The 16,662-nt window shown below is 72.4% G+C and carries 14 protein-coding genes; 8 read left to right on the top strand and 6 right to left on the bottom strand.

Going from position 1 to position 16,662, the window contains the following annotated elements:
* The first annotated feature begins 1 nt into the window (after position 1).
* The 3 genes from OIE12_RS32495 (at position 2) to OIE12_RS32485 (ending at position 2,973) form a co-directional block, all read left to right on the top strand.
* The gene (locus tag OIE12_RS32495) at positions 2-889 is read left to right on the top strand and encodes an amidohydrolase family protein (protein ID WP_329141532.1); all 888 of its coding nucleotides are present in this window, start codon (positions 2-4) and stop codon (positions 887-889) included.
* Between the two features lie 10 nt (positions 890-899).
* Positions 900-2,447, top strand: a complete 1,548-nt coding sequence (locus tag OIE12_RS32490) for an acyl-CoA synthetase (RefSeq protein WP_329141531.1) — start codon at positions 900-902, stop codon at positions 2,445-2,447.
* Positions 2,448-2,511: 64 nt separating this feature from the next.
* Positions 2,512-2,973 (top strand): MaoC family dehydratase, encoded by a 462-nt coding sequence (locus tag OIE12_RS32485; RefSeq protein ID WP_329141530.1) that lies wholly within the window; start codon positions 2,512-2,514, stop codon positions 2,971-2,973.
* Positions 2,974-3,026: 53 nt separating this feature from the next.
* Here the strand turns inward: OIE12_RS32485 and OIE12_RS32480 are convergent, their stop codons facing one another.
* Positions 3,027-4,187: a hypothetical protein gene (locus tag OIE12_RS32480; RefSeq protein ID WP_329141529.1), complete on the bottom strand. Its 1,161-nt coding sequence runs from the start codon at positions 4,185-4,187 to the stop codon at positions 3,027-3,029.
* 118 nt (positions 4,188-4,305) lie between these two features.
* Positions 4,306-5,160: a GntR family transcriptional regulator gene (locus tag OIE12_RS32475; protein WP_329142363.1), complete on the bottom strand. Its 855-nt coding sequence runs from the start codon at positions 5,158-5,160 to the stop codon at positions 4,306-4,308.
* A gap of 265 nt (positions 5,161-5,425) precedes the next feature.
* On the opposite strand from OIE12_RS32475, the gene OIE12_RS32470 reads away from it, so the two are divergent.
* The 5 genes from OIE12_RS32470 to OIE12_RS32450 all read left to right on the top strand — a co-directional run bounded on the left by OIE12_RS32470 (position 5,426) and on the right by OIE12_RS32450 (position 11,611).
* On the top strand, positions 5,426-6,691 hold the full coding sequence (locus OIE12_RS32470; RefSeq protein WP_329141528.1) for an extracellular solute-binding protein: 1,266 nt from the start codon (positions 5,426-5,428) through the stop codon (positions 6,689-6,691).
* A 70-nt stretch (positions 6,692-6,761) separates the two neighbouring features.
* Positions 6,762-7,733, top strand: a complete 972-nt coding sequence (locus OIE12_RS32465; RefSeq protein WP_329141527.1) for a carbohydrate ABC transporter permease — start codon at positions 6,762-6,764, stop codon at positions 7,731-7,733.
* A complete protein-coding gene (locus OIE12_RS32460) occupies positions 7,730-8,566 on the top strand; it encodes a carbohydrate ABC transporter permease (RefSeq protein ID WP_329141526.1) in 837 nt (278 codons plus the stop codon). Before OIE12_RS32465 ends, OIE12_RS32460 begins: the two co-directional genes overlap by 4 nt.
* Before the next feature lie 49 nt (positions 8,567-8,615).
* Positions 8,616-10,181, top strand: a complete 1,566-nt coding sequence (locus OIE12_RS32455; RefSeq protein WP_329141525.1) for a beta-N-acetylhexosaminidase — start codon at positions 8,616-8,618, stop codon at positions 10,179-10,181.
* A complete protein-coding gene (locus OIE12_RS32450) occupies positions 10,178-11,611 on the top strand; it encodes a cellulose binding domain-containing protein (RefSeq protein WP_329141524.1) in 1,434 nt (477 codons plus the stop codon). The genes OIE12_RS32455 and OIE12_RS32450 overlap by 4 nt, the downstream gene beginning before the upstream one ends.
* A 76-nt stretch (positions 11,612-11,687) precedes the next feature.
* On the opposite strand, the gene OIE12_RS32445 is transcribed toward OIE12_RS32450, so the two are convergent.
* The 4 genes from OIE12_RS32445 to OIE12_RS32430 are packed head-to-tail and all read right to left on the bottom strand — an operon-like array spanning position 11,688 to position 16,616.
* Positions 11,688-12,638 (bottom strand): ROK family protein, encoded by a 951-nt coding sequence (locus tag OIE12_RS32445; protein WP_329141523.1) that lies wholly within the window; start codon positions 12,636-12,638, stop codon positions 11,688-11,690.
* The gene (locus OIE12_RS32440; protein WP_329141522.1) at positions 12,635-14,761 is read right to left on the bottom strand and encodes an ABC transporter ATP-binding protein; all 2,127 of its coding nucleotides are present in this window, start codon (positions 14,759-14,761) and stop codon (positions 12,635-12,637) included. Before OIE12_RS32440 ends, OIE12_RS32445 begins: the two co-directional genes overlap by 4 nt.
* Positions 14,758-15,660: an ABC transporter permease gene (locus OIE12_RS32435; protein ID WP_329141521.1), complete on the bottom strand. Its 903-nt coding sequence runs from the start codon at positions 15,658-15,660 to the stop codon at positions 14,758-14,760. The genes OIE12_RS32440 and OIE12_RS32435 overlap by 4 nt, the downstream gene beginning before the upstream one ends.
* Positions 15,657-16,616, bottom strand: a complete 960-nt coding sequence (locus OIE12_RS32430; RefSeq protein ID WP_329141520.1) for an ABC transporter permease — start codon at positions 16,614-16,616, stop codon at positions 15,657-15,659. Before OIE12_RS32430 ends, OIE12_RS32435 begins: the two co-directional genes overlap by 4 nt.
* Positions 16,617-16,662: the final 46 nt, after the last annotated feature.

Here is a 16,662-nt window from a genome sequence, read left to right as displayed (position 1 = left end):
CATGAGCGACCCGGTCCTCGACGTCGACGCCCTGACCGCCATCGACGTCCACACCCACGCCGAGATCTCCCGGTCCGGCCACGGGGCGCTCAGCCCCGAACTGTTCGGCGCCTCCGAGGAGTACTTCAAGGCGCACGGCCACCGGCAGCCGACCATCGACGAGATGGCCACGTACTACCGCGAACGCCGGATGGCCGCCGTCGTCTTTACCGTGGACGCCGAGCACGCCACCGGCCACCCCCGCATCTCCAACGAGGAGGTCGCCGAGAACTGCGCCGCCCACCCGGACGTGCTCATCCCGTTCGCCGGCGTCGACCCGCACAAGGGCCGGGCGGGCGTCCGCGAGGCCCGCCGGCTGGTGACGGAGTACGGGGTGCGCGGCTTCAAGTTCCACCCGAGCATCCAGGCCTTCTCCCCCGACGACCGGATGGCCTACCCGCTCTACGAGGCGATCGAGGAGCTCGGCGTGCCCGCGCTGTTCCACACCGGGCAGACCGGCATCGGCGCCGGGGTGCCCGGGGGCGGCGGCATCCGGCTGAAGTACTCCAACCCGATGCTCGTGGACGACGTCGCCGTGGACTTCCCCGAGCTGCGCATCATCCTGGCGCACCCCTCGTTCCCCTGGCAGGACGAGGCGCTCGCGGTGGCCACGCACAAGCCGTACGTGTACATCGACCTCTCCGGCTGGTCGCCGAAGTACTTCCCGCCGCAGCTGGTGCGGTACGCCAACTCGCTGCTCAAGGACAAGGTGCTGTTCGGCTCCGACTATCCGGTCATCACCCCGGACCGCTGGCTCGCCGACTTCGAGAAGCTCGACATCAAGCCCGAGGTGCGGCCGAAGATCCTCAAGGACAACGCCGCCCGCCTGCTCGGCCTGCGCGGGGAGTGAGGGAGACGCCGTGTTGAACCAAGGGATCGGTTCCTGGCCCGCGCGCCGGGCCCGCAAGACACCACAGCGCACGGCGATCGTCCACGGGGACACCCACCTCACCTACCGCGACCTGCACGCACGGGTGCTGCGCCTGGCACACGCGCTGCGCGCGCTCGGCGTCGCCCGCGGCGACCGCGTCGCCCACCTGGGCCCCAACCACCCGGCCTTCCTGGAGACGCTCTTCGCGACCGGCGCGCTCGGTGCCGTCTTCGTCCCCCTCAACACCCGGCTGGCCGCACCGGAGCTGGCGTACAACCTGTCGGACTCCGGCAGCACTGTGCTGGTGCACGCCGCCGAACACGCCGGGACGGCCGCCGCGGCCTGCGCGGACGCTCCCGCCCTCCGCCGCATCACCCTCGGCACGGGCGGGGACGACGACGCCCTCGGCTACGAGGAACTGCTGACCGGCGGACGTACGGACCCCCTGGACGAACCCGTCGCCCCGGACGACCCCTGCATGATCATGTACACCTCGGGGACGACCGGCCGGCCCAAGGGGGCGGTGCTCTCGCACGCCAACATCACCTGGAACAGCCTCAACGTCCTGGTGGACACCGATCTGACCGGTGACGAGACCACCCTCGTCGTCGCCCCGCTCTTCCACACCGCCGGGCTCAACATGACGTGTCTGCCGACCCTCCTCAAGGGCGGCCGGGTGGTGCTCCACGAGGCCTTCGACGCCGGGCGCGTCCTGGAGGCCGTCGCCGCGCACCGGGTGACGTACATGTTCGGCGTGCCCACGATGTACGACGCCATGGCCGCGCACCCGCGCTGGCGGGAGACGGACCTGTCCAGCCTGCGCTCGGTGAGCTGCGGCGGGGCGCCGGTGCCCGCGCGCACCATCGAGACGTACCTCGCGCGCGGGCTGGCCTTCAGCCAGGGGTACGGCATGACGGAGGCCTCGCCCGGTGTGCTCTTCCTGGACCGGGAGCAGGCCTCCGCCAAGGCCGGGTCCGCCGGGGTGCCGCACTTCTTCACCGACACCCGGGTACGGGCGGCCGACGGCGGCCCCGCCGGGCCCGGGGAGAAGGGCGAGGTCCTCGTCCAGGGCCCGAACGTCATGTCCGGCTACTGGGGCCGTCCCGAGGACACCGCGGCGGCCTTCACCGAGGACGGCTGGCTGCGCACCGGCGACGTGGCGCGGACCGACGAGGACGGGTACGCCTACATCGTCGACCGGGTCAAGGACATGTTCGTCTCCGGCGGCGAGAACGTGTATCCGGCCGAGGTGGAGGACGCGCTGCTCGGTCACCCCGCCGTCCGCGAGTGCGCGGTGATCGGCGTGCCGGACCCCGTGTGGGGCGAGGTGGGCCACGCGGTCGTCGTCCTGGAGCCCGGCGCCGACGCCGGAGCCGACGGCTCCGAGATCCTGGACCGGCTGCGCGGCCGGCTCGCCAAGTACAAGATCCCGAAGACCGTGGCGTTCGTGGACGCGCTGCCGCGGACGGCCTCGGGGAAGATCGTCAAATCGGCCGTGCGGAAGGCCTACGCGCCCGGCCCGGCCGACCGGCCCTGAACAACCCCTCCCCTTCCTCCGACGAATTCCTCCGACGAGTTCCTTCGACGAAAGGCAGCACACCATGTCCGCCACCACCGCCAAGGGCCTCGACGGCCTTCTCGCCCTCGCCGGCCGCGACCTCGGCCGTACCGACTGGCTGGAGATCACGCAGGAGCGCGTCAACACCTTCGCCGACGCCACCGGCGACCACCAGTGGATCCACACCGACCCGGAGCGGGCGAAGGAAGGACCCTTCGGCGGGCCCATCGCCCACGGGTACCTCACGCTCTCCCTGATCATCCCGCTGTTCGGCGATCTCCTGGAGATCGAGGGCACGTCGATGAGCGTCAACTACGGCCTGGAGAAGGTCCGTTTCCCGAGTCCGGTGCCGGTCGGCGCGCGGATCCGGCTGCACGGTGCCGTCGACTCCGTCGAGGAGGTCAAGGGCAACGGGGTGCAGATGGTGCTGACGTTCACCGTCGAGGTCGAGGGCAGCGCCAAGCCGGCGTGCGTGGCCCAGGCGGTGTACCGGCACTACGCCTGACCGCACGTCGCACGTCGCACGTCGCACGTCGCACGACGGTCGGGGCGGGGGCGCTACTTCTTCGGGAGGCGGAAGCGGCCGAACGTCTTCGTGAGGGTGTCCAGCGGTGAGCGGTCCGCCCTGGCCGTGCCGGTCGCGGGCGGCCCGGGCGTTCCGTCGCCGCCGGTGAAGTCGGCCAGGGCGGCCTGTGCCGCCTCGGCCGCCTCCTTGTAGAGGTCGCAGGACTTCGTCATGGCGTCGAGCGCCTCGGCGTACTTGACGACCATGGCCTGGGCGTGGACCAGTTCCTCGTCCCGGGTCAGCAGGTGCCAGCCCTGGCGCAGCCGGGCCAGGGCTCGCTCGGCGTCCTCGGGCAGCGGCCGGGGCAGCGCCGCGAACTCCGTGAGGGTGCGCAGCAGGTCGGTGGGTTCGGAGCCGTCCAGGAAGACGCTGTGCACGGTGAACCGCTCGGCGTCGTACACGTCGTACTCGGGGCTTCGCGGTTCGGCGGGCAGGACGACGGCGCCGCCGCGCGGCATGCGCACGTTCAGCTCGCGCTTCATCTCGAAGTCGGCGATCTGCGCCTGCTCCGGGGTGGCCCGGTGCTCGACGACGCGGTGCCGCAGGCTCGGCGGCAGGAAGCCGGAGAGCGGCCGCTGGCCCCGTGCGTCCGGCGTCATCGCCTCGTGCACCACGAGGTGGACGAACCAGCTTCCGCGGACGCAGTCCCGCAGCCGGTGGCGCAGCGCGTCGCCGTCCTTGGGCAGGTGGTTGACCGTGCGCAGCCGGACGTCCGGCACGGTGTCGTGGTCCCAGGGGACCTGGTCGCTGTCGGGCCAGAACATGGTGGCGGGCGAGGGCCAGTGCGGGTTCCAGGCGCGCTCGGCCTCGGCGGCCAGCACCCAGGTGACGCCCTCGCCGTCCTTGCGGCGGCTCTCGGGGTCGTACGTGGTGAGCTGCGCGCGGACGGTGACGTCGTCGGCGACGCGCCAGCGGGCCTCGAAGAGGCGGCGGGCGTTCGGGCCGGGGTCGGCGGCGGCCTCGCGGGGGTGCAGGACGGTGGAGCGGGCCGCCTCGACGGGGTCGAGGTCGAGGAAGTCGTCGAGCACCCCGGCCGCCTTGAGGGCGATCAGGTTGCGGCGGACGTCCTGCTCGGGCTCGGGCCCGGGGTGGCGGCCGCGGGCCAGCCACACGGTGGCGGGGACGAGCGTCTCGGAGCTGTTGTTCTTGGCCATGGAACCGTTCTGTTCAGAACCCGGGGGACTCGACCAGTATGGTCCCCACCGAACGGATGCCCACGTCGGACCCGCGCGACACGGACCCGCCCGCCCGAGCTGTTGCCGCGCCCGCGCCTCAGGGCGCCTGCTGGACGTCCCCCCGCGTGGAGGAGGCCACCGTGTCCCCGTGGGCGAAGTCGCCGGGCGGGATGCCGGGGTGGTGGCCCGGGTGGTGAGCGGGCGCCGGCCCGGCCGTCGTCGCGGCGGTGGGGCCGAGGGTGAGGCGCGAGACGATGCGGTAGCGGTCGCCGCGGTAGAGCGAGTGGACGTACTCCACGGGGCGCCCCCGCACGTCCGAGGTGAGCCGTTCGAAGAGCAGCGCGGGCGACAGCTCCGGCACGTCGAGCAGCTCGGCCTCGGCACGGGTGACGACGGTCGGCTCGATGCCCTGTACGGCTTCGCGGACGTGAACGTCGTGGTGCCGGCGCAAGTGCTCGTAGAGGTCGCCGCTCTCCAGTTCCTGCGGGGTGAGCCCGGGCACGAGGTCGGCGCGGATGTGCAGGTGCTCGATGGCCATCGGCTCCCCGTCGACGAGGCGGAGCCGGGCCACGTAGACAATCTTCGCCGCGGGTGAGAGGCGCAGCCGGTGGCCGATGCGGGCGCCCGCCTGGATGGTGGTGAACTCCAGCAGCCGGCTCGACCAGGCGCCGTCGGCCTGGGGCACGGTCATCGCCTGTTCCTGGGCGACCAGCTCCTGGGTGATCTTCTCCGGGGCGACGAACATGCCGCGGCCGTGTTCGCGGACGAGAAGCCCGGCGGCGACGAGTTCGTCGACGGCGGCGCGCAGCGTGGGCCGGGACACCCCGAGGCGGGCGCACAGGGTGCGCTCGGAGGGGATCGGGTCGCCCGGGCGCTGCGACTCGATCAGCTCCAGGATGTGGTCGCGCACCAGCTCGCGTTTGAGCACCGGTCCCGGCTCACGTCTGAGCACCGGTTCCGGCGCGCGTTCGAGCACCGGCTCCGGCGCGCCGCCGTTCGCGTCGGCGTCCACGTCACTCCCCCGTTCCGTCCCACGTCCGTACGACCAGTTGCCTGACCAGTTGACCACGGGCCGCCCGTGATCCACAACTATTCGCTGTTCATTGAGGGTTGACGGCCGCATTGGTCTATGCCACCTTTCTCCACCAGCAGAGGTCATCTGACCAGTTCGCCAACTGGTCAGGTACGACTCCAGGCGCGACTCCCAGAGGTGACCCGTGAAGCACCGCTTGCTCGCCGGCCTGTCGCTCGTCGCGGCCGTCGGAATCAGTGCCTGCAGCTCGTCCGGCTCCGACGGGGGCTCCGGGGCCGGCGGGCGGACCACCATCGACGTGTGGCTGATGCGCGACAGCGTGTCCGCCGCGTTCCAGAAGGAGTTCGAGAAGGGCTTCGAGAAGGCCCATCCCGACATCGACGTCCGGGTGCAGATCCAGGAGTGGGACGGCATCGGGGAGAAGGTCACCGCCGCGCTGGCCAGCAACGACGCCCCCGACGTCATCGAGACCGGCAACACCCAGGTGGCCCAGTTCGCGGCGAGCGGCGGTCTGCTGGACCTCAGCGACAAGGTCTCCGAGCTCGGCGGTGCCTCCTGGCTCAAGGGCCTCGCCGAGCCCGGCGCCTACGAGGGCAAGCAGTACGGCATCCCGTACTACGCGGCCAACCGCGTCGTCATCTACCGCAAGGACCTGTTCGCGAAGGCCGGGATCGACGCCTCGAAGATCAGGACGCGCGCGCAGTGGATCGACGCGACGAAGAAGCTGGACAAGGGCGGCCAACAGGGCATCTACCTGCCCGGACAGAACTGGTACACCCTCTCCGGCTTCGTCTGGGACGAGGGCGGCGACCTGGCCGCCGAGTCCGGCGGCAGCTGGCACGGCACCCTGGACACGCCCGGGGCACTGCGCGCGATGGCCTTCTACGAGAAGCTCCAGGCGCTCGGCAAGGGGCCCAAGGACTCCGACGAGGCGAACCCGCCGCAGGCGGAGGTGATGGCCAAGGAGCAGGTGGCCCAGATCATCAGCACCCCGGGCGGCGCCAACGTCGTCACCCAGAACGCCCCCGCCCTCAAGGGCAAGCTGGGCTTCTTCCCGATCCCGGGGAAGACGGCGGACACCCCGGGCGCGGTCTTCACCGGCGGCTCCGACCTGGTGATCCCGGTGGTTTCGCGGCACCACGACGCCGCCTACACGTTCGTCAAGGAACTCACCGGCGACGCCTGGCAGAAGAAGCTCGCGGCCGCGATGAGCTACGTGCCGAACAAGACGACGCTGACGGCGGCGGTCGCCGGTGACCCGGGCGCCTCCGCGATGGCCGTCGGCGCGGCCCAGGGGCACGCCACACCCAATACGCCGGGCTGGGCCGCCGTCGAGGCCAAGAACCCGATCAAGGACTACATGACGGCGGTCCTCACCGGAGGAGATCCCGCCCGCGAGGCGAAGAAGGCGTCCGACGCCATCACCCGGGCCATGAAGTCCGGCACCTGAGCCGCCCAGCAACGACCGCCACCCACCCAGGACCGCCGACCGCCGGCCGTCCGGTGAAAGGAGTGCGCTCATGTCGGTCGTCCGTGAGCGGGCCGTGCGCCACCGCCCCCTCGTGCCGCCGCCCCGCCGCCCGCCGGGCCCCGCCCGCCGCACCACCATGGCCGGCGTCTGGCCGTATCTGCTGATCGCGCCCGCCGTCCTCGGCATGCTGTACCTGCTCGTCTATCCGCTGGCCCGCGCGGTGCTGATCTCCTTCCAGGACTTCGGGCTCCGCCAGCTCATCCTCGGCGACGCGCACGTCGTCGGATTCGCCAACTACCGCACGCTGCTGACCGATCCGCGGTTCTGGACGGTCGTGCGCCGCACGTTCCTGTTCATGGCGGTCAACGTCGTCCTGATCATGGTGCTGTCCACGCTGGTGGCCCTGATGATCGAGCGCCTGGGCCGCCGCTGGCGCACGGCGGTGCTCAGCGCGCTGGTACTGGCCTGGGCGATGCCCGTGGTCGCGGCGACGACGGTGTTCCAGTGGCTGTTCCACTCACGGTTCGGCATCGTCAACCACGCCCTGACCGGGCTCGGGTTCACCTCGTTCAAGGACTACCCGTGGCTCGCGCACGGTCCCGCGGCGTTCGCGATCCTGGTGGCGCTCGTGGTGTGGCAGTCGGTGCCCTTCGCGGCGATCACCCTGTACTCGGCGCTCACCACCGTGCCCTGCGACCTGTACGAGGCGGCGCGGCTGGACGGCGCCTCCGGTGCCCGCATCTTCCGGTCGGTGACGCTGCCGATCGTGCGGCCCCTGTTCATGCTGGTGCTCTCGCTCGAAGTCATCTGGACGTTCAAGGCGTTCGTGCAGATCTGGGTGATGACCCGCGGCGGCCCCGGCGACGCCACCACGATCCTGCCGGTGTACGCCGTGCAGACGGCGCTCAGCCAGCAGCGCTACGACCTCGGCTCGGCGGCGTCCATGCTCACGGTGCTGCTGATGTCGGGCGTGCTGGTCCTCTACTTCCGGCAGATGTTCCGTCAGGAGGCCGAACTGTGAGCACCCGACGGGCACTTCGCCGGCTTCCGCTGCACCTGGCCGCGACCGTGACGGTGGTGGTGTGTCTCTTCCCGGTCTACTGGATGATCACCACCGCGTTCACCCCCAACCGTGACATCCAGTCCGCCCATCCCCGGCTGCTGCCCCGCACCTGGACGCTGGACCACTTCCGGCGGGCGGTCGACGCCGACGGCTTCGGCCTGTTCTGGCGCAACAGTCTGCTGGTGACGCTGGGCACGGTGGTGCTCGCGCTGCTCGTGGCACTGGGCGCCTCCTTCGCCGTGGCACGGATGCGCTGGCGGGGCCGGCGGCAGTTCATGCTGGCGGTGTTCGTCGCCCAGATGGCGCCGTGGGAGTCGCTCATCATCCCCGTGTACATCATCGCGCGGGACACCGACATGCTCGACCGGTTGCCCACGCTGACGCTGGTCTACTTCATGATGACCCTGCCGTTCACCATCGTCGTCCTGCGCGGCTTCCTCTCCACGATCCCGCCGGAGCTGGAGGAGTCCGCCCAACTCGACGGCTGTACACGGCTGTCGGCGTTCCGGCACGTGGCCCTGCCGCTGCTCGCGCCCGGGCTGATGGCGACCTCCCTGTTCGGCTACATCACGGCGTGGAACGAGTTCGCCTACGCCAACTTCCTGATCATCAAGCAGCAGGACCACCGCACGCTGCCGGTGTGGCTGTCCTCGTTCCACAACGTCTTCGGCACCGACTGGGGCGCCACCATGGCCGCCTCCACCCTGTTCTCGCTGCCCGCGCTGGTGGTGTTCCTGCTGCTGCAACGGCACGTCACGTCCGGCTTCGCGGCCGGCGCGGTCAAGGGCTGATCCGCCGCCACACCCCGCCCCCCACTCCCGTCCCCTCTGGAGGACAGCGGTGCCCGCATCCCGACGCGTACTGATCCCCCAGCCCACCCAACTCGCACACAGGCCCGGCTTCTTCACCCTGCGCCGGGACACGTCGCTGCGGATCTCCCCCGGCGCCGAGCCCGCCGCCGCCCTGCTGCGCACCCTCGTCGGACCGCCCACCGGTCTCGCCTTCCCGCCCTCCCCCGACGGCCCCTTCGTACTGGCGCTCGACCCACAGCTGACGGGGCTCGGCGCGGAGGGGTACGGCCTCACCGTCGCACCCGACGCCGTCCTCCTGCGGGCCGGCCAGGTCACCGGGCTGCTGCGCGGCATCCAGACGCTGCGGCAACTGCTGCCGACGGAGGCCCTGACCGGGCGCCCCTCGCCCGGTGCGGTCCGGCGGCTGCCCTGCGTGGAGATCACCGACGTGCCCCGGCATCCCTGGCGCGGGTTCATGCTCGACGTGGCCCGGCACTTCCAGCCCGTGTCACTGCTGCGCCGGTACGTCGACCTGCTCGCCCTGCACAAGCTCAACGTGCTCCAACTGCACCTCACCGACGACCAGGGCTGGCGGATGCCGGTCGCGGCCTACCCCCGGCTCACCGAGGTGGGCGGGCGGCGTGCCGAGTCGATGGTGGGGCCCGCCGGGTCCACGGTCTTCGACGGTGTGCCGCACGAAGGCGCCTACACCCGCGAGGAGTTGACCGGTCTCGTCGCCTACGCCGCCGCGCGCGGGGTCACCGTCGTACCGGAGATCGAGATGCCGGGGCACTCCCGGGCCGCGATCGCCGCCCTGCCCGAGCTGGGCGCGGTGCCGGGGCGGCGGGTGGACGTGTGGACGGAGTGGGGGGTGTGCGACACCGTCCTCGGCGTCCACGAGCCGGTCTTCGACTTCGCCCGCACCGTCCTCGACGAGGTCCTCGACGTCTTCCCCTCCCCCCACGTCCACCTCGGCGGTGACGAGTGCCCGACGACCGAGTGGGCGGCGAGCCCGGTGGCCAGGGCACGGGCGGCGGCCGAGGGGCTGGCGGACACGGAGGCGCTGCACGGCTGGTTCCTGCGCCGCGTCGGCACACATCTGCTGGAGCGGGGCCGCACCCCGATCGCCTGGGCGGAGACCGGCGAGGGACTGCCCCCGGAGTTCACGGTGATGACCTGGCGCGAACCCGAGCACACCCGGATCGCCCTCAAACGCGGACACGCGGTGATCAGCGCGCAGCACCGTGCCGCCTACCTCGACTACGCCCAGACCGACTCCCCCGCCGAACCGCCGGCGCAGCCCGGAGCCGTCGTCGACCTGCGCGCGGTCCACGAGCACGCCGTGCCGGACAGCAGCGGCACGACCGGTGAACTCATCGGCGTACAGGCCGCGTTGTGGACCGAGTTCGTGTCCGCCCCGGAACACCTCGACCATCTGGCCTTCCCCCGCCTGTGCGCGTTCGCCGACCGGGCCTGGTACGGCGCCGCGTCCTGGCCCCACTTCCACCACCGCCTGACGGCACACGCCCCGCGCCTCACCGCGCTCGGCGTGCGCCACGGGCCGCTCCATCCCCACCTCCCCGCCCCCCACAGTTCCGGAAAGGAACAGCCATGACAAGGACGACCCCCGGCAGAACCCTCACCTGCGCCGTCGCCGCCGTGCTCGGCGCCGTGGGCCTCGTCGCGCTCCCGTCGAGCGCCGGCGCGGCCACGAGCGGGGTGAGCGTGCAGTACCACACCGGCTCCACGGGTTCCGACCAGGCGGAGCCCTGGCTGAAGGTGCGCAACACCGGTGACTCGGCGGTGTCCCTGAGCGCGGTGAAGGTGCGCTACTACTTCAGGGCCGACTCGGCGTCGGCGGGCTACCGGTTCGCCTGCTCGTGGGCGGTCAAGGGCTGCGGCAACGTCACCGGCACGTTCGGCACCCTCGCGCACCCCACCGCGAACGCCGACCGCTATCTGGAGATCGGCTTCACCTCCGGCGCGGGCACGCTCGCCCCGGGCGCCGACTCCGGCGATCTGCAACTGCGGTTCTACCGTTCCGACTGGCAGCCGCTCAACCAGAGCGACGACTACTCCTTCGGCGCGGGCCAGACGTCGTACGCGAACTGGACGAAGGTCACCGCCCAGGTCGGCGGCGCGACGGTGTGGGGGACGGCGCCCGAGGGCAACGACCCCGGCGACCCGGGCGATCCCGGAGACCCCGGGGACCCGGGCGACCCGGGTGACCCCTCCGCGGGGACGGCCCTGTTCGACGACTTCAACTACTCGGCGTACAACGACCCGAAGATCTCGGCCAACGGCTGGAGCGTGCGCTCCAACTCCGGCGGCCCCGGGATCCCGGGGGCGACCTGGGCGCCGCAGAACGTGACGTTCTCCTCCTCGGGCGGCAACTCCGTGATGAACCTGGAGACGTCGACGGCGGGTGCGGGCGAGAACACGAAACAGACCGAAGTCCTCACCAAGGCGCTGAAGTTCAAGAACGGCACCTACGCGGCGCGGGTGCGGTTCAGCGACGCCCCGAAGAGCGGGCCGGACGGTGACCACCTCGTCCAGACGTTCTTCACCATCAACGACCTCAAGGCGCCCATGGCCGACGACTACTCGGAGTACGACTTCGAGTACCTGCCCAACGGCGGCTGGGGCGAGTCGTCGAACATCCTGTACACGACGTCCTGGGAGACCTACAACCCGGACCCGTGGCAGGCGGTGAACCAGCACACGGAGGGCCGGCAGAGCTACGACGGCTGGCACGACCTGGTGCTCACCCTCGACAACAGCGTCATCCGGTACTACATCGACGGGCAGCTGTTCGGCACGCATGACGCGCAGTACCTGCCCGAGCGGCCGATGTCGATCAACTTCAACCAGTGGCTGATCGACTTCGGCGGACAGTCGAGCACGAGTGCGCGGGCGTACGACGAGAAGATCGACTACGTCCTGCATGTGAAGGACCAGGTGCTGACGCCGGCGCAGGTGGCGGCGAAGGTCGCCGCGTACCGGGCGGCGGGGACGGTGTTCGAGGACACGGTGCCCGGGGCGTGACCGCCGGGTGAGGACGGGGCCCGCGCACGCGGTGTGCGCGGGCCCCCGCGGCCGAGCCGTGCCCCGGGGGGCGCGGTTACGGAGCCGGCGCCGGGTCGGGACGGCGGCCGTCCCGGGCCGCCCCCCGGCGGGCCAGTGCCGCCGCGCCGACCGGGACCGCGTCGGCGCCGAGGCCGGAGCGGACCAGGCGGACCGGGTGGCCGCTGACCGGGGGTTCCTCGGCGAGCCGTGCGCGTATCGCCGGCTCCAGCAGGTGCCAGGCGCGGCTGACGCCGCCGCCGATCACCACCGTGGTGAGGTCCACGAGCCCGGCGGTCATGACGACCGCCCGGGCGAGCCCGGCACCGGCGGCGTCGTACACCGCGCGGGCGTCCTCGTCGCCGCGGCCGGCCGCGTCCGCGACCTCGTGCGCGGTGAGCGTACGGCCGGTCCGGTCGGCGTACCGGGCGGTGAGCGAGCGGCCGGAGGCCAGGGTCTCCAGATGGCCGCGGCCTCCGCAGGTGCAGGGCAGGTCGCCGAAGCCGGGGATGTGCCCGATCTCGCCGGCCGCGCCGTGCGGTCCGGTGAACAGGCGGCCGCCCGTCCACAGGGCGCCGCCCACCCCCGTACCGAGGGTGATGCCGAGGACGTCCGGTTCGCCCCGGACCGCGCCCGAGGACGCCTCGCCGCGCAGGAAGGCGTTGACGTCGTTGTCGAGGTACGCCGGTACGCCGAGGGCGTCCGCGACCGCGGCGGTGACCGGGAAGCCGGACCAGTCGCGGAAGGAGTCACTGGCGACCAGGATGCGGCCCTCGGCGGGGTCCACCAGGCCGGCCGCGCCGACGCCGGTTCCGGCCAGCCGGCCGGGTGTGCTCCGCAGCAGCGGGGCCAGTGCGCCGAGCGCGGCGTCGATCATCGCCCGGCCGCCGCGGGCGGCCGGGGTGGTGGTCTCGGCCCGGTCCAGGACCGTGAGCGTCTCGTCGCAGAGGACGACCTGGGTGGTGGTGCCGCCGATGTCCACACCGGCGTACAGGATGCGGTCGCTCACGCCCCGCCCTCCGTACGTCCGGCCGCGAGGGCGGCCAGGCGTTCGGCCCTGCGGGCACGCTGGACCACCGGGTCGGGGACCGGGGCGGCGGCCAGCAGCCGTCGGGTGTAGTCGGTCTCCGGGTGCAGCAGCGTCTCGCCGGTGGGTCCCTGCTCCTCGATCCGCCCGGCCCGCATGACGGCGACCCGGCGGGCGAAGTGCTGGACGACGGCGAGGTCGTGGGAGACGAACAGGCAGGCGAAGCCGAGGTCCTCCTGGAGCTCGGTGATGACCTCCAGGACGGACTCCTGAACGCTCACGTCGAGCGCGCTGGTGGGTTCGTCGGCGACGAGCAGCCGGGGTTCGAGCACGAGGGCGCGGGCCAGGCTGACCCGCTGGCGCTGTCCGCCGGACAGCTCGCCGGGGGCGCGGCGTGCCAGGTCGCGCGGCAGCCGGACCCGTTCGAGCACGTCCTCGACGCGGGCGCGCCGCTCCCGCGCGGACAGCTCCCGGCGGTGCACGCGCAACGGCTCGGCGACGCACTCCCCGACGGTCATCCGCGCGTCGAGCGAGGCGACCGGGTCCTGGAGCACCACGCCGATTCCGGCCCGCAGCTCCCGCCGGGCGCGGGCGCGGCTGCGGCCGAGGTCGGCACCGAACAGGGAGACGGTCCCGGAACTCGGGCCGATCAGCCCGAGCGCGACCCGCGCCGCGGTGGACTTCCCGGACCCCGACTCCCCCACCAGCCCCAGGGTTTCCCCGGGCCGCACGACGAACGACACGCCGTCCAGCGCGCGCACGGCACGCTTGCCCCGCCCGAACACGACGGAGATGCCGTCGAGCTCGACCACGGGCACACCGGCCGAAGCGACGTCGGGGCCCCCGCCCTCCCCAGCCGAACGCGCGGCCACGGCTTCCGTCCGTACGCCGTCGAACGTGGCGGCCGGACGCCCGTCGGTGACCGCGGACTCCGCCGCGGCCGGGCGGGCACCGCCGGTCGGCCCGTCGCCGCGCTCCGGACGTGCGGCCCTGTCGTGCGGCCCCGCGGCCGCAGGGCGCGCCGCCGCCTCCGGCGGCACGCCGCTGGGTGCGGGTGCCGTCGTATCCGGGCTCGCGCCGGCGTCCGGACTCACCGAGCCCGCGGCCGTCGTCTCCGGACGCACGGACGAGCCGTCGGCCGTCGTCTCCGCGCCGTCGGAGTGCCCGGCCGCATCGTCCGGGCCGGCCCCCGCACTGTGGGCCGGGGGCGCCGGGGCCTTCCCGGGCGCGCCGTCGGTCCGGGGCCGGGCCGGGACCGGCCGTGGCGTTTCGTCGGCGGGTGCGACCGACAGTCTCGGGACCGCCGCGAGGAGGCGGCGGGTGTAGTCGTGGGTGGGGTGGAGGAGGACGTCCTCCACCGAGCCGGTCTCGACTATCTCGCCGTGGTACATCACGGCGACCCGGTCGGCGAAGTCCGCGACGACGCCCATGTTGTGCGTGACGAGCAGGACCCCCGTGCCGGTCTCGGCGGCGAGGCGGCGGAGCAGGTCGAGGATCTCGGCCTGCACGGTGACGTCGAGTGCGGTGGTCGGCTCGTCGGCGATCAGCAGGGCGGGGTCGTTGGCGATGGCCATGGCGATGACGACCCGCTGGCGCTGGCCGCCGGAGAGCTGGAAGGGGTAGGCGGCCGCGCGCCGCTCCGGCTCGGGGATGCCGACCCGGCGCAGCAGGTCGACGGCGCGGGCGGCGGCGTCCCGCGCGGAGACGTCGTGGTGGTTGCGGATCACCTCGGTGATCTGCTTGCCGATCCGGGTGAGCGGGTCGAGCGCGGTGGCCGGCTCCTGGAACACCATGGAGACGGTCCGGCCGCGCAGCCGGGCGAGCCCGGCCTCGTCCGCGCCGACGACGTCGGTGCCGGCGACGGCGGCCCGGCCGGTGGCGCGGGCGTTGCCGGACAGCAGCCCCATCGCGGCGAGCGCGACCGTGGACTTGCCCGAGCCCGACTCGCCGACCAGGGCGAGGGTCTCGCCGGGCCGGACCCGCAGGGACACGCCGCGCACGGCGGGCACCTGCCCGGACTCGGTGGTGAAGACGACGCCGAGGTCGTCGAGTTCGAGAATCGGCTCGGCGGCCGCAGCGGCGCCGTTGCGGTGGGCGGCGGTCATCCTCGTCCCCTCACGTCGAATGCGTCACGGAGCCCGTCCCCGATCGCGTTGAACGCCCACACCACCAGGATGATGGCCAGGCCCGGCGGCAGGATGAGCCACCAGTAGCCGGAGTAGGCGGCGTTGAGCCCCGCCGAGAGCATCCCGCCCCAGTCGGTGGCCGGCGGCTGTACGCCGAGGCCGAGGTAGGAGACGTAGGCGACGAGGAGGATGGCGTCGGCGATCTGGAAGGTGGTGGCGACGACGATGGTGGAGACGGAGTTGGGCAGGATGTGCCGCAGGATGGCGCGGGCGTGGGTGCCGCCGATGGCGCGCAGGGTGAGGACGTAGTCGCGGTTCTTCAGGCTCAGGGTCTCGGCCCGGATGAGCCGGGAGGGCACGAGCCAGGACACCAGGCCGAGGATGAGGATCATCCCCGCCAGCCCTGGCGTGGTGATCGCGGAGACGACGAGCAGGATGAACAGGGCGGGGATGGCGATGCCGGCGTCCACGATCCGCATCATGACCGCGTCGATCCACCCGCCCGCGTACCCCGCGGCGGCGCCCCACAGGGTGCCGATGACGGTGGCCAGGATGCCCGCGGCGAGGCCGACCACGAGGGAGACCTTGCCGCCGTACATGAGCCGGCCCAGTTCGTCGTGGCCGACGGCGTCGGTGCCGAGCCAGTGCGCGCCGCTCGGCGAGAGGTTGACCTGTCGCAGCGCGGTGTGGGTCTGGTCCGTGGAGTACAGCAGCGGGCCCACGAAGCAGAACAGGACGAAGAAGACGACGACGCACAGCCCGGCGACGGCGAGCCGGTTGCGCAGGAAGCGCCGGACGGCGAGCCGGACGCCGGAGGCGGCCTCGGTGGGGGTCTCGGTCGCGCCGGGCAGTTCGGCCGGCTGGAGGATGGCGCTCATGCCCTGCCTGCCTTCACTCGGGGGTCGATGATCCGCTGGACGATGTCGGCGAGCAGGGTGCCGACCACGGTGGCGATGGCGATGACGAGGACGCAGCCGAGCAGGACCGGGTAGTCCGAGGCCTGCGCGGCGGACCAGAACAGCAGCCCCATGCCGGGGTAGTTGAAGAGCTGCTCCACCACCAGCGCACCGCCGAAGAGGACGGGCACGTAGTAGCCGAGCATGGCGACCACCGGGGTCAGGGAGTTGCGGAAGACGTGCTTGCGCAGGATGGCGCGGGAGCGGGCGCCGCCGGCCCGCGCGGTCCTGACGTAGTCCTCGGAGAGGTTCTCCAGGGTGGCGGCGCGCATGTAGCGGCTGAACACCGCGATCATGGAGGCGGCGCCGGCGACCACCGGCAGGACGAGGGCCTGCGGATCGGAGAACACGTCGGCGAGGGAGTCGCCCTGGGGTGCCTGGGAGGGGAACCAGGGCAGTACCTGGCTGAACACCAGGACGAGGATGAGTCCGAGGAAGTAGACGGGCGTGGAGTAGGCGATGAAGCTCAGCGTGGTGATGACGTAGTCCACCGGCCGGTTGCGCCGCACGGCCTGCCACATGCCGAGCGGGATCGCCAGGAGCAGCCCGATGACGGCGGACAGGACGGTGAGGACGAGGGTCTTGGGCAGCCGCTCCTGGATGAGCTGGGAGACCGGCGCGTTGAGGGTGTACGAGGTGCCGAGGTCACCGTGCACCAGCTGGTTGAGGTAGTAGAGGTACTGGACGGGCAGCGGCTTGTCGAGGCCCTGTTCGTGGTTGAAGCGGGCGATCTGCTGGGCGGTGGCCTGGGGGCCGAGGATGCCGCGGGCGGGGCCGCCGGGCAGGGCGTGCAGCAGGGCGAAGACGACGATCGTCACGATGACGACGACGGCGAGTGCCTGGAGGACGCGTCTGATCAGGAACGTGGAAGTGCTCATGTGGTTTCCGGTCGCTTCGGCTCAGGGGTGCGCGGGGTCACCGGCC

The organism is Streptomyces sp. NBC_00670 (assembly GCF_036226765.1).
In the GTDB taxonomy this organism is placed as follows: Bacteria; Actinomycetota; Actinomycetes; order Streptomycetales; family Streptomycetaceae; genus Streptomyces.
Note: the sequence above shows the minus strand (reverse complement) of the source record. Positions and strands in the feature narration are given on the sequence as shown.

Bases quoted from the DNA above. Each gene is read 5' to 3' on its own strand.
- OIE12_RS32430 (WP_329141520.1), bottom strand. From the start codon at position 16,616: ATGAGCACTTCCACGTTCCTGATCAGACGCGTCCTCCAGGCACTCGCC.
- OIE12_RS32485 (WP_329141530.1), top strand. From the start codon at position 2,512: ATGTCCGCCACCACCGCCAAGGGCCTCGACGGCCTTCTCGCCCTCGCC.
- OIE12_RS32495 (WP_329141532.1), top strand. From the start codon at position 2: ATGAGCGACCCGGTCCTCGACGTCGACGCCCTGACCGCCATCGACGTC.
- OIE12_RS32440 (WP_329141522.1), bottom strand. From the start codon at position 14,761: ATGACCGCCGCCCACCGCAACGGCGCCGCTGCGGCCGCCGAGCCGATT.
- OIE12_RS32435 (WP_329141521.1), bottom strand. From the start codon at position 15,660: ATGAGCGCCATCCTCCAGCCGGCCGAACTGCCCGGCGCGACCGAGACC.
- OIE12_RS32450 (WP_329141524.1), top strand. From the start codon at position 10,178: ATGACAAGGACGACCCCCGGCAGAACCCTCACCTGCGCCGTCGCCGCC.
- OIE12_RS32480 (WP_329141529.1), bottom strand. From the start codon at position 4,187: ATGGCCAAGAACAACAGCTCCGAGACGCTCGTCCCCGCCACCGTGTGG.
- OIE12_RS32465 (WP_329141527.1), top strand. From the start codon at position 6,762: ATGTCGGTCGTCCGTGAGCGGGCCGTGCGCCACCGCCCCCTCGTGCCG.